General features: G+C 40.0%; 13 protein-coding genes. 7 read left to right on the forward strand and 6 right to left on the reverse strand.

Annotation, left to right across the window (positions count from 1 at the left end):
* Positions 1–123: 123 nt before the first annotated feature.
* A complete protein-coding gene (locus Q1B07_RS19855; protein WP_299093240.1) occupies positions 124–906 on the forward strand; it encodes a TerC family protein in 783 nt (260 codons plus the stop codon).
* Positions 907–1220: 314 nt separating this feature from the next.
* Here the strand turns inward: Q1B07_RS19855 and Q1B07_RS19860 are convergent, their stop codons facing one another.
* The gene (locus Q1B07_RS19860; RefSeq protein WP_299093241.1) at positions 1221–2018 is read right to left on the reverse strand and encodes a DUF2935 domain-containing protein; all 798 of its coding nucleotides are present in this window, start codon (positions 2016–2018) and stop codon (positions 1221–1223) included.
* Positions 2019–2179: 161 nt separating this feature from the next.
* Between Q1B07_RS19860 and Q1B07_RS19865 the strand changes: the two genes are divergently transcribed.
* The 4 genes from Q1B07_RS19865 (at position 2180) to Q1B07_RS19880 (ending at position 5689) form a co-directional block, all read left to right on the forward strand.
* On the forward strand, positions 2180–2359 hold the full coding sequence (locus Q1B07_RS19865; protein ID WP_299093242.1) for an aspartyl-phosphate phosphatase Spo0E family protein: 180 nt from the start codon (positions 2180–2182) through the stop codon (positions 2357–2359).
* 80 nt (positions 2360–2439) lie between these two features.
* Positions 2440–3648: a beta-ketoacyl synthase N-terminal-like domain-containing protein gene (locus Q1B07_RS19870; RefSeq protein WP_299093244.1), complete on the forward strand. Its 1209-nt coding sequence runs from the start codon at positions 2440–2442 to the stop codon at positions 3646–3648.
* Between the two features lie 4 nt (positions 3649–3652).
* A complete protein-coding gene (locus Q1B07_RS19875; protein ID WP_299093246.1) occupies positions 3653–5083 on the forward strand; it encodes an ATP-binding protein in 1431 nt (476 codons plus the stop codon).
* Between the two features lie 21 nt (positions 5084–5104).
* On the forward strand, positions 5105–5689 hold the full coding sequence (locus Q1B07_RS19880) for a histidine phosphatase family protein (RefSeq protein ID WP_299093247.1): 585 nt from the start codon (positions 5105–5107) through the stop codon (positions 5687–5689).
* Between the two features lie 156 nt (positions 5690–5845).
* Here Q1B07_RS19880 and Q1B07_RS19885 read toward each other — a convergent pair whose 3' ends face one another.
* The 5 genes from Q1B07_RS19885 to Q1B07_RS19905 all read right to left on the reverse strand — a co-directional run bounded on the left by Q1B07_RS19885 (position 5846) and on the right by Q1B07_RS19905 (position 9700).
* On the reverse strand, positions 5846–7396 hold the full coding sequence (locus Q1B07_RS19885; protein ID WP_299093248.1) for a polyamine aminopropyltransferase: 1551 nt from the start codon (positions 7394–7396) through the stop codon (positions 5846–5848).
* Between the two features lie 19 nt (positions 7397–7415).
* Positions 7416–7811: a DUF350 domain-containing protein gene (locus Q1B07_RS19890; RefSeq protein ID WP_299093249.1), complete on the reverse strand. Its 396-nt coding sequence runs from the start codon at positions 7809–7811 to the stop codon at positions 7416–7418.
* A 19-nt stretch (positions 7812–7830) separates the two neighbouring features.
* Positions 7831–8439, reverse strand: coding sequence for a DUF4247 domain-containing protein (locus Q1B07_RS19895; RefSeq protein WP_299093250.1), 609 nt, complete (start codon positions 8437–8439; stop codon positions 7831–7833).
* 70 nt (positions 8440–8509) lie between these two features.
* Positions 8510–9178, reverse strand: a complete 669-nt coding sequence (locus tag Q1B07_RS19900) for a PspA/IM30 family protein (protein WP_299093251.1) — start codon at positions 9176–9178, stop codon at positions 8510–8512.
* Between the two features lie 12 nt (positions 9179–9190).
* Positions 9191–9700, reverse strand: coding sequence for a DUF4178 domain-containing protein (locus tag Q1B07_RS19905; RefSeq protein ID WP_299093252.1), 510 nt, complete (start codon positions 9698–9700; stop codon positions 9191–9193).
* A gap of 793 nt (positions 9701–10493) precedes the next feature.
* Between Q1B07_RS19905 and Q1B07_RS19910 the strand changes: the two genes are divergently transcribed.
* Together Q1B07_RS19910 and Q1B07_RS19915 are read left to right on the forward strand one after the other, a co-directional pair.
* The gene (locus tag Q1B07_RS19910) at positions 10494–12119 is read left to right on the forward strand and encodes a flavin monoamine oxidase family protein (RefSeq protein ID WP_299093254.1); all 1626 of its coding nucleotides are present in this window, start codon (positions 10494–10496) and stop codon (positions 12117–12119) included.
* Positions 12120–12156: 37 nt separating this feature from the next.
* Positions 12157–12696: a RidA family protein gene (locus Q1B07_RS19915; protein ID WP_299093255.1), complete on the forward strand. Its 540-nt coding sequence runs from the start codon at positions 12157–12159 to the stop codon at positions 12694–12696.
* Positions 12697–12781 lie beyond the last annotated feature (85 nt).

Below are 12781 nucleotides of genomic sequence, written 5' to 3' on the forward strand. Positions count from 1 at the left end.
TTAACTAAGGCTGGTTTCAAGCTGGAGCTGAGCAGGGATCACCTAAACTCAAAGGATTCTTTTTAAGAAAGTTATGATTGGAACTCGGGAGACATGAATAGTGAAATTAAAGGAGGAATATGATTGGAACTTTCTATGTTGTTCGAATATGGATGGGTATTGGTCTTATTAGTGGCATTCGAAGGTTTGCTGGCAGCGGATAATGCGCTTGTATTGGCGATTATGGTGAAGCATCTCCCTGAAAAAGAAAGGAAAAAGGCGCTATTTTACGGACTTGCAGGAGCCTTTGTCTTCCGCTTTGCATCATTATTTATTATTTCTTTCCTTGTTGATGTTTGGCAGGTTCAAGCGATAGGTGCTTTATATCTGTTATTTATTGCTATCAATCATATTTTGAGGAAAACCTTCCTCAAGAAGAAGGACGTAGATCACGTAGAAAAAGAAAAAAAGAAAGCTGGCTTTTGGGGAACGGTTATCAAAGTGGAATTGGCGGACATTGCATTTGCGATTGATTCTATCTTAGCTGCGGTTGCCCTGGCGGTGACATTGCCAAACACAAATCTTCCGCAGATTGGAGGAATGGACGGCGGTAAGTTTCTAGTTATTTTTGCAGGGGGATTAATTGGTTTGATCATTATGCGTTTTGCGGCTAATCTCTTTGTCAAGCTGCTCAATGCGAAGCCAGGCTTGGAAATTGCGGCGTTTGCGATTGTCGGCTGGGTTGGTGTTAAGCTTGCAGTCTTAACATTAGGTCATCCGGATATAGGCGTTATTTCCTATGAATTTGCACATTCAAAAGAGTGGAAGCTGACCTTCTATACCGTATTAATTGGGATTGCTGCAGCAGGCTGGTTCTTGAATAAAGAAGAAGCAGAGAAAAAAGAAAGAACAGAAAATGCAAGCTGAGTAGCCCGAATGCTTAGCGCCTTGCGCTCTTCTTAGGGTTTCTTAAATTAATACCATTCGTTAGTTCATTAAGGATATTAGGATGTTTATATCTATTTCCTTTAATTCTTTACTTTTCTAATCAGAACACAATCGCATTTAACGTCTTGGTTTCTGCACTAATTGAGGCAGAGGCGTTGCTGCAAATTGTCAATAATATCTCACAAACAAAATAATGGAACGCAACCTAAAACCGACCATTCTGAATGTAGATAGGTCGGTTTTTAAATATGAATAAAGCCAGGTCTGTTTAACAATCTCCTTTTTCTACTCAATTAACCTTGCTGCTGTTTAAGATGTGCTTCAAACATATCAATGATTTCGAGAAATCTCTCAGCTTCGCGGAATGTGTGGTCAGCAAGCAGAGGATGAATATTGCTTTTAATACGGCACGCCTCTATTAATTCTGTTGCTGTCTTTTTAAAATCACGTAAAGAAACGACCGAAACCCGGTTTTGATCCAGGAATTGATCTAAGAGTGGTGGTGTTTCAGATTGCGGACGCATGGAATCTAAATCAATCGCTTGGTATAAAAGTTGGTCAAAATCATGGCTAAACTCCCGGGCTTGCTCAACCAATTTTCTTTCAGAAGGATCAAGGAGATGGCCAATAAACTTGGCATGGTCAGCCATAATTTTAAGAAAGAAGACATTTTCTTTAATGATCGCTTCAGGCAAAGGCTTCAGCTTGCCCTCATTTAACTCCTTTAAACGATTTGCAAAATAAGCGGCTTCCCGACTGACGTGATCAACTAATAAGGCAAAGTTATTGGATCTGATTTCACAACGTAAAATGAGGCCGAGTACCTTTCGTTTATAAGCCCAAATCGCAGCAGCTGCCTGATAAACCTGATTATTAAATTGTCGAATTTGATCAGGGTCCGAATTCACTGAAAACCCGCTAAGCTGCTGTTCAATCCTTTCGAATAAGGCAATAAATTGTTTCGCTTCCTCCACCAGCCGCCTGTCATCATCATGGTCAAATCCTAAGCTTAAAAATAAAGCGTGCTCCTTCATAATTCTTGACCAGAAACGAATTTCATCTAAGGACCTGCTTACAAATAAATTTGTCATCCTCCCACCCCTGTGGCTAGTAATGGCTATCATTGTCATCTTATTCCTTTTCCTTGCTTTATATGTGCACTATTTTTGAGGATCCTTCATTGTAAGAAATAGTAAAATATCAGCAGGTTGATGGTATAATTTAATAATTAATTGCTTTAATGGGGTGGATCATGAACCTTATTCAGTTGCGAAAGGAAATACAATGTTTACAAGAGCAGTTATATCAAATCGGGAAAAATACAGATTGTTATTCTGAAGGTGAAGTGTTAAAGGTTAGCCAGCAGCTGGACCAAAAGATTATCATCTATCAAAAACAGATGAAAAGGCTTTCGGATAAGCAACAAAAATAGTTAATATGACCCATAATAAACGATGACAATTAGACTACCTATTATATAATGAGTATAAAAGCAAGAAAAGGGTGGTTTGCTTGAAAAGTAAAATCGTTGTAACGGGTTATGGAGTAAAAGCGCCAAAGTCAACGAATATTGCACAGTTTATCCATCATTTGAAAAATGGGACCTGTTGTTTAGAAGCTGTTACAAACCTTTTGCCAAATGGAGACACGACGATTATTGGCCGTATTGATAGAGGATTAGAAGAATATGAATCTGATAAACGCTTTAAACGTTTACCAAGAGTGACGCTTTTAGGCATGGCTGCGGGAATGGAAGCGATGAAGCATGCAAAGCTATCCAGCTTATCTGATCAAAAAGTTGGACTTTTTGTAGGAGTTTCAGTCGGAGCAATTGGTGATAAGATATACGGAGAATCAATTATGAACATAAGCAACGACAATCTGCGAAAAGTACCTGTTACCTTTTCTCATTTTGCCAATTATCATAGCATTACCTCCGCTATTGGTCACTATTTAGGCATAAAAGGAATCACAAAAACGATCACCACCGGATGCACGTCCAGCTTGGAAGCGATACAAGATGCGATCGTTTATTTACAGAGTGGTATGATTGATGCAGCGGTTGTAGGTGGAGCTGATAGTGTCCTTAATCAAATAGCTGCATACGGATTTGCTAAAACCAAATCAATCACAATCAATCAAGGATTAGATGATGGTGCTGTCCCATTTAGCGAAAAAAGCAAGGGCTTTGCGATTGCAGAGGGGGCAGGATTTTTGATTCTTGAAAGAGAAGAGGACGCATTAAAAAGAAATGCAAGAATCATAGGGGAAATCGAGCAAGTTGTTTCGAATAATGATGGTGTTTTTATTTATTCTATAGATGAAACGGGTTCCCAAATGGTACAAGCCCTAAAAGAGGTTACGAAAGGAAGAAAACCGGATTACGTTAATAGCCAGGCATTAGGCTGGAGAATAAATGATCGGATCGAGGAATATGCTTCGAAGGAATTATTTAACCATCGTGTCCCATATACATCGATAAAAAGCATGATTGGAAATCCGTATGGTGCTACTGGTGTATTGCAGGTTATTTCCTCATTAATTAGTATAACTCAAGGGTTTATCCCTCCAACTATACGTACCCAAAAGGATGGATTTGAAGCAATGAATATTGTCACCGAACCGTTGTATCAGGAGGTTCATGAGGTGGCGATCACCAATCATGGTCATGGAGGCAATAATGCTTGTGCTTATGTAAAAAGATATAACTACAGTAGGTGATAGAGTGATCATAGCATTTTTAATCGCCATCATCGGGATGATTCCGATTGTTTTAGCGATTTCTGCTTTAAAGCTATATAAAGGCTCTGAATTGGCAATTCCATTACTGCTTTATATGGTTTCCATTAGCTTTTGGCAATTAGATATTGCGGTATTATATTTACAGGATACCTTTTCTGAGGAATTGATATTATGGTTATTTAAACTATTTAGAGCGGGACCAACCTTTTTGGTGCCTCTGGTCTATTATTTATCCTATATTATCATTAAAAAGCATTCAGCCTTCTCAAAGAGTAAAATAGTGAATCGCGTACTCTTTTCGATCTACAATAAATACGTTTTGGTTTGTTTATTAATCTGGAGCACGATGATTTATGTCATCAATTTGACGGAACTTGGCATTAGCGGTCTTCAGGTAATAAAGGTCGCAGGCTCGAACACTTCTATCTATTTTCCTGAGTATGGGCCGCTGCAATTTTTGTATATTATTCATATTGTAAGCTTTATTCTTTTCTTTGCTGTTTCCTATCTCATTTCGAAAGGCTTTCAGAATCAATTTTTTAGAGAGTTTATCGCGACCTTTTTCTTTTGTTCTTTTTTTCTATTTATAACGGGGTTATTAAATTTTATTCCTGGCAGTGGAGCATTATTTAGTAGTTTAGGCATTATTATCTTCTCCGTTATTATTATTTTTTCATTTGTCAAAATGAATACCGTGATGACCGTCAACTACAATCGCTTGCTGGAACGTCAGAAGAAATTAGATTATACCGGGAATTTAACCGGAAGTTTAGTTCATGAGGTGAAGAATTCACTTGTCATAATTAAAGGCTATTCAAAATTGTTGAGTGAGCTGACAGCCTTACCGTCTCAAGGCAAAAAAATGAATGAAATGATCCAAACAGCAGCCGAGCAAATTGATAATTTAACGGTAAATTACACGAAATATATCGAGCATAAATCGATTGAATATAAATTGACCGACCTAAATGAAACTATTGACCGAGCGATAAAATTAACAGCTGAATTGACAACAGAACATGCGATAGACGTATATTTTGAACGGAAATTTAAAACGTTGAAGGTTTATTTAAATGAAACCAATATGAAGCAGGTGTTTATCAATCTCATTAAAAATAGTACAGAAGCGATTCCGCCTGAACGAACAAACCGAAACATAACGATTAAAACAAATATCGATGCTGATAAAATCGTCATTGATGTGATTGATACAGGAAAAGGAATCCAATTCGAATGTTGGGAAGCGATTTTTGATCCCTTTATTTCTTATAAAGAGGGAGGATCAGGACTAGGCTTACCATATGTAAAAAAAGTCATTTTTGAGCATCGCGGAGAAATCAACGTGATCGAAAGCAGCCCTGAAGGAACTCACTTTCAAATTACCTTGCCGCAATTTGCTTTTAGTGATTTTTGATAGGAAAAAGGGGGAGAAACATTGACTTCAATTTGTATCATCAGACATGGAGAAACGGATTGGAATGCAATCGGGAAGCTGCAAGGCAGGACAGATATTCCTTTAAATGAGACAGGTGTTTTCCAGGCAGAGGAGTGTGCCGAGTTTTTAAAAGAGTTTCAGTGGGATGTGATTGTCACAAGTCCTCTGAAGCGAGCCAAGCAAACAGCTGAAATTATTAAAAGGAAAATCGATGTTCCATTAATCGAAATGGAAGAGTTTGTTGAAAAGGGGTTCGGTCATGCTGAAGGTTTGATGTTGGAGGAAAGAGAAGCTGCATTTCCAGATGGAAACTACCCAAACGAGGAAACTAATTTATCCATTACAACACGTGTGATGGAAGGGATACAGAAAATAAATGAAACATTTAAAGATAAAAGAGTTTTATTAGTAGCCCATGGAGTTGTGATTACTACGATTCTCGCTTCTTTATCAAATGGGGAAATAGATGCGGCAAAGACAAGACTTATCAATGCGTGTATCAGCAATATTTATTTCCAGGAGGAACAGTGGAAGATTAAAGATTTCAACCAGATTACACATCTTTCGAAATTTCTGGAAGTATAGAAAAGGGGCTGTCTAAAAAGTCCATTTTAGTGTAATATAACTCAAAATTTAAAACCCAAGAATGTTGATATAACAGCATTCTTGGGTTTTCCTTTTTTCAAGATTGGGTTGAAAAGTTACTTTTCGGACAGCCCCTTTTTGAAAGAAATCGGTTCACTAATAATTCCTCCACGCCTTCTCATATTTCTCAATGATCGTCGGACGTGTTAGTGTATTTATTTCAATTGAAACGGTGTTGCCTTTTTCGTCTGTTATTTCTTGGTCAATATCCTTGCCAAATGTGGTCAGCCCTTTAAGTCCTTCTACGGTAAGGAATTTGGTTTCAACTTCAATGGCTGCTTCATCGAGGTTGACTGCTTCTCTTTTTGCTAAAATAAAGCCCCAGTCGCCGAAGCTTGGAACATCAACGTGCAGGTTGGCGGTCTGCAGGTTAGCTGCTTGGACCGTTTGGTTAATCGACCAGTATACCTCAGTTGCAAAGGTCGGGCTTGTTGCTTGGATCATTATTGAGCCGCCTGGTGTTAAATGGTTCCTTAGCAGCTGATAGAATTCCAGGGTGTACAGCTTGCTTAGTGATTCATTATTCGGGTCAGGCAGATCGACGAGAATCACATCATAAAACCCCTGATCATGTTGAAGAAATTGAAAGGCATCCTCATTTATGACATGTACTCGTTCATCCTCGAAGGCGTGTTCATTGAGGGATGCGATGTCCCGGTTGGTTTTTCCGAGCTCCACAACCTTTGGATCAAGATCAACAAGTGTCATAGAATCGACTTCTTCATATTTTTGCAATTCCCTTAAGGCTAAGCCGTCGCCGCCTCCGAGAATGAGAATCTTTTCCTTCGATTCCGCTGTGGCCATCGCCGGGTGGACGAGTGTTTCATGGTAGCGGTATTCATCGCTTGAACTAAACTGCAGCTGGCCATCGAGGAACAAACGCAAATCGCCTTGCTCCTTGGTTAAAATAAGTTGCTGGTACTCGCTGCGTTCTGTATAAATAATGGGATCACGGTATAGTTTTTGTTCAAAGGAAAACGCGGTTTCTTCTCCAAACAGCACGCCAGCTGTCAGCAAGATGAAAATAGCGATTCCGGCAGAGAAATGGCGTTTGAACCCTTTGATTTCGCTTTTGAAATATAGCAGAATCCAAATTGCTACGCCAACATTGATCATCGCGACGAAAAACGCTGTTTTCACAAGGCCGAATTCAGGTCTGAGCAAGTAGACGAAAAGGAGACCGCCAATTAAGCCGCCGGCATAGTCGGAAAACAGTACTTTAGCCGTGCTTTTCTTTACGGTAACACCAATCTCATTTGCTTTTCTGATTAAGATGGGCAGCTCCACTCCTGTTAACGCCCCAACAATTAACGTAATCGCATAGAGAAAGAAGGCATCCATACCGGAGCTTAGGAAGGCTGAAACACCAAAGAGCAAAAAGGTCGAAAAGCCGGCGATGATGCCGATCAGATATTCAATCCACACAAATGAGAGAATCAATTTCTTCGTCACTTTTTCACTGATTGATGCACCGATGCCCATTCCGGTAAGGAAAAGAGAAATGGTGAGAGTGTATTGCTTGACACCGTCACCAAGCAGGTAGGAGCCCGCCGCTCCGAATAATACCTCAAAGATAATGCCGCATACAGAAACGATTCCTGATGCCCAGTAAATCGCTTTGCTTCTTTTTATAGAATCTTCGATCACGAAATGGTCGTCTCCATTCTTATGTAATGGATGCACCGATCACGAATGCAAGGCCGATCGATACACACATACTGATAATTCCGACAGAAATGTTTCCTTTTTTCAGCTGATCCTCAACAGAGAATTTCCTTGAAAACAGCTCAAATAGCAAGTAGGCAATCATTTGCAGAAGGATACCGAAAGCTCCCCAAATGATTGTGTCCATCACACTTGCACTATGATAGATCGAGAATGCGAGAATAATACAGATCCCAACGATTTTGCCGCCAATTGAAAGCGAAACCGCATGATTTCCGTTTAACACTTCATCCCAGTCTTTATATTTTCTCGTTAACAGTTCAAAAATGGTTAATCCGACAATTACGATCGCAATCGCGATAATAAAGTAAACCGCCGTTAAAATAAATGGCTCCATCTCGTTCCATCCCTTCTATTTATTTTCCAGTTCCTGGTCCGCCGCCGCGAACAGAGGAGGTTCCGCCTCTGACAGACGAATTCCCGCCGGATTTATACCAGCCGCCAGACGATTGATAGCCTCCATAACAGTCGTCATTATTTTGGTAGCACTTGGATTGCTGTTTTTTTCGCCAATCGTCAACATCCAGCACATTATCTAATAGCCAAAAGGCAAATAATCCATTAAAGAAACTAGGGTTGTAGTTGTTTCGAACAAAGTTGTATGTAGAAATTTCAACTAATGTATGTTCCGGGTTGTCTTGGTTCTTCGTTAAAATAACAAATGAATCCTGGTAGATGAGAACTTGCTTATCATCCTTTTTTTCGCTGACCTCACGAGGCTTCTCATACTCCTGCAATTCAGCGGCAACCTCATCGATCGATTTGTTTTCTGCCAGGTAAATCTCAGAAATTTCATTAGCCCCTTGCTGACTTGATACGACATCTTGCAGGACATAATTTGTTTCAATAAATTCTGCAATGCCATCTTTAAAAAGTGATCCGCCGGTAGGCCCTTGAGTTCCGCCTCCACATGCTGTGAGGAAGAGAACAAAACATAGCATAATTAAAAGAAGCGACTTTTTCATGTGCTCACCTACTTTCCCTTACAATCCGCGGGGTGACTCACTGATCCCTGAGTCACCCGCCGATGTTTTCCTATTCCTTTCCCAGCTTGCGTTTTAATGCTGCCAGCTCGTCATCCACATCATTTTTCTCCATTTCCGCAAATTCATCATCCAAGCTTCTGTTTGCTGAACGCATATCCTCGCTTGTTTCTGCCTCTGCTTCATATTGAAGGACCTTTTCCTCCATACGCTCAAAGCCGCGTCTTGATTCATCGCTGCCGATTCCTGACAGCGTCCGGTTGATCTTTGTTGTTGTTTTCGCTGTTTCCGCACGCGCTTTTAAGGAGTCCTTCTTCAATTTCATTTCATAATATTCAGCTTTCATTTCATCCAATTTCTTGCGTAAAGAGTCTGAATCCAGCTTAGCCCGTTCATAGGATTCTTTAAGGGTATCAGCGGTTTGCTTGTGGATTTTCTTGTCTTCTAACGCACGCTTTGCAAGGTCATCATTTCCAGCTTCAACCGCTATAATCGCTTGTTCATCACGCTTTTCGACCATTTTCTGGGCATCCTCATATTTCTTTTGCAGCATTTTTTCATTGGCAATTTGCTTGGCAACTGCTGACTCTGCATCGCGAATATCTGCTTCCATATCTCTCATAAATTGCTCAAGCATTTTCACTGGATCCTCGGCCTTATCCAATAAAGCATTTAATTCAGCGTCTACAACTGTTTTCACTCGTTTAAATAATCGAAACATTTGTTTTTCCTCCTAATTACTTGCTATAATTTTGATTTCATATTCTTCAATCGCATATCCAGCACTTGCTTCAATCTCACTGCCCCATTTTTCGACAGAAAGAAATTTTTCTTCCTCATCATCACAATAGTCATAGTACTCGCAAATCATGCCATTAACATTTTGGTTTCTGCCGATGCTTGTTACCCGGGCAGAACCTGATTCATCTAAGTGGTACGTTGTTCCATCGAATTTGATCATGTTAGGAATGGGCTCCTGCAGCTTCATTTTTACTTTTTCATAAATGCCAAGATAAAGCTCATCATCCATCTCAACGCTGAGCCAGATTGTTTTCGACACTCCCTCAAGCTGATACGCATGCCATTTGAACCCGTGGTCATCATAGCTGATTTTCCCGACAAGCTTATAATCCTCTAAATCATATGTAATGATGTCATTTACCTGTAAATTGAACATATTGCGTTCTTCCACGGGCTTGGCGGTGTTGCTTTTTTGGCCAAATAGTCTCTTTAAAAAGCTCATTTAGATTTTTCACCTCTGATCTCTGCTAGGTTCTAGTTAATATACGATTTAAAAAAGAAGAAGTTTCAGAAATTTCCATAGCCTTTGTAGTTTATACCCGAATGAGCAGGAAGCATTCGTATTTTGAGTAAACCACTTAAAGAAAAATGCCTGGGGTGAAGCAGGAAACTGAGATTGAACCACTAATTGAGATAATTGAACCACCAATCTTAAGAAATGACCCGCATCTTGAGATAAATGAACCACGCTCGGAATAATTGAACCACTCAAAGAAAAATGCCGGGAAAATGAAAAGAGATTCCCCTGAATGAACCACCAATTTAGATAATTGAACCACACAGCAGAGTGATTGAACTGCGGCCAACATAAAAACGCCACAAAATGAATTAATAAGATCCCGATTGAACCACAAAAACTAGTAATTAAATCACCTATCCAAATAAATGAACCACCGATCACAGGAATTGAACCACATCTTGAGATATATGAGCCACACATCCAAATAATTGAACCACTAATAGATAAACGCAGAAGGCCCCCGATTGAACATCTAAGCTCAGTAAAGAACCACACTATAAAATAACATATACTGAATCTATGTCACATTTCTTACCAAACTCAAACCAAATTTCTCTATTCAAATTAAAAAGATACTAATTTTCTTTAAAAAATCCTCCTATTTCTAACATTTAAAAACAGCTTTTTAAAAAACTACGTAACCTTATCTGACAAATTTATACAACTCTACCAAATAATCTATTAAATTAATGTTATTAACAGGGGGTGTTAATAGATGACAAAGAATCAGGAAAAAGGGATGACGAGAAGGGATTTTTTAGATCAGGTTGGGAAAGTTGGCGGAGCAGTTGCTGTTTGGGGGGCGATGGAATCGCTCGGATTGTTAGGGAAGCCGCTGATGGCGAGTGCGAAGGAGTTTCAAAGTCCTAAGCAAAGTGATTTAGCCATGGCGAACAAGAATGGTAAAAAAATCATTATCTTGGGAGCGGGGATTGCTGGCATGGCGGCTGCTTATGAATTACGAAAGGCGGGGTATGATTGCAAGATTCTTGAGGCGAGGGATCGCAGCGGCGGCCGAAATTGGACTGTGAGAAGGGGGACGGTAGAAACCGAAATAAATGGGGCAAAGCAAGTTTCCAATTTTGATAAAGGCCAGTACATGAATGCGGGGCCAGCTCGTATTCCGCAGCATCATGTAACGATTGATTATTGTCGGGAGCTCGGTGTTGAGCTTGAGGTTTTCTGTAATACAAATGAATTCTCCTATTTTTATCAAGAAAATGCTGGTCCTTTATCAAATCAGAAAGTGAGAAAGGGTGTTGTAAAAGCTGACACTCGCGGTTATATATCTGAACTATTAGCAAAGGCTGTTGATCAATCAGCATTGGATTATCAGCTCTCAAAGGATGATCTTGCAAGATTAACCTCCTATCTGAAAGCAGAAGGGGATTTATCGACAGATCTTACATATAAAGGGACAAGCCGCCGCGGCTATAAGGAATTGCCTGGCGGAGGAGATAAGCCTGGTATATTGGAAACACCATTTGCTTTTGCCGATCTTCTTCAATCGGGGATGATGAACAGCATAAGCGGTGATTACAGTTTTCAGCAGCAGCCGATGATGTTTCAGCCCGTAGGCGGGATGGATCAAATTCCAAAAGCGCTTGAAAGCAAGCTTCCCGGTGTCATAACCTTTGGTGCTGAAGTAAAGGAGATTAGACAAACAGCTGAGGGGGTTCGGATTGTTTACAAAACAAAAAACGGCAAAACAACTGAACTGAAAGGGGACTATTGCATTTGCACCATCCCGCTGCCTGTTTTGAAAAATATCCCAGCTGATTTTACAGCGGAAATGAAGCAGGCGATTAAAAGTATCAATTATGCAACAACTGGAAAAATCGGTCTACAGTTTAAGAGCAGATTCTGGGAGAAAGAGGATCGAATTCTTGGCGGGATTACGACAACGAATATGGACATTTCACAAATTTGGTATCCATCCAATGACTTTTTGTCAAGAAAAGGAGTGTTGGTTGGCTATTATAACTTTGGTCAAAATGCTGTTGAGTATGGAAATCTGTCACTTTCGCAAAGACAAGCTCGTGCTTTATCTCAAGGTGGTAAGATCCATCCCGAATATGCGAAGGAATTTGAAACGTCCTTCTCTGTTGCCTGGCATAAAATAAAATATAACGAAGGAGGCTGGGCTGAATACTCTGCATCTGATCGTAAAACATATTATCCAATTTTAAATAAACCACAAGGGAGAATTCATCTTGCAGGGGAACATCTCAGTTATTTAACAGGATGGATGGCAGGTGCGTTTGAATCTGCCAGAATTGCCGTCACGAGAATTCATGAGGACGTACTAAAAGAAAGAAAAATAACCTCTAAGGCAGGGTAAGCATGAAGAAATAGAAATAATAAAAGGGGATCAAATAATGAAGAAAACGGTGAAATCAATGGTTATGACGACTGCGTTAGGGACAACCCTGCTTGCAGGATTCACGCTTGCTTCCGCAGGCAGTGAAAGTACGGCATTGAAGGCAAACAAGGTAACCTTCTTCGGTACGCCAACATCTTCCATTTCCAGCTCGGTTGCTGTGCCGCACAACTACAATCGAATCTCCTATAGCGGGACTGTGCCGCCATTATTAAATAAGGACGGAATAACGGTATATGAGAGATATGGTGATACAGAAACTCAAGCGATCGGGATTTTAAAAACCTTTAAAGCCGACCTTGAGGCAAAGGGGCTTTCGATGTCGGATATTACATACCTAAGAGTGTACCTTACACCAGATCCGAATAAAGGGAATAAGCAGGATTACCAAGGCTGGTTTAACGCGTACGCCAAGTTTTTTAATACGAAAGAAAATCCGGTAAAAACGGCCCGTTCGACTGTAGGTGTTGATAGTTTAGTTAATTCAGATTGGTTAATCGAGATTGAAGCGGAGGTAGCATACAAACCTAAAAAATAGGGATCAGCGGTAGTGTCAAAAGTTCTATGAAAAAACAACGTTTTAGTTTTAATTAACACCGAAGTGAACTTGTTGACCGCCGCAA

The organism is uncultured Metabacillus sp., from assembly GCF_947503125.1.
GTDB lineage: Bacteria > Bacillota > Bacilli > Bacillales > Bacillaceae > Metabacillus.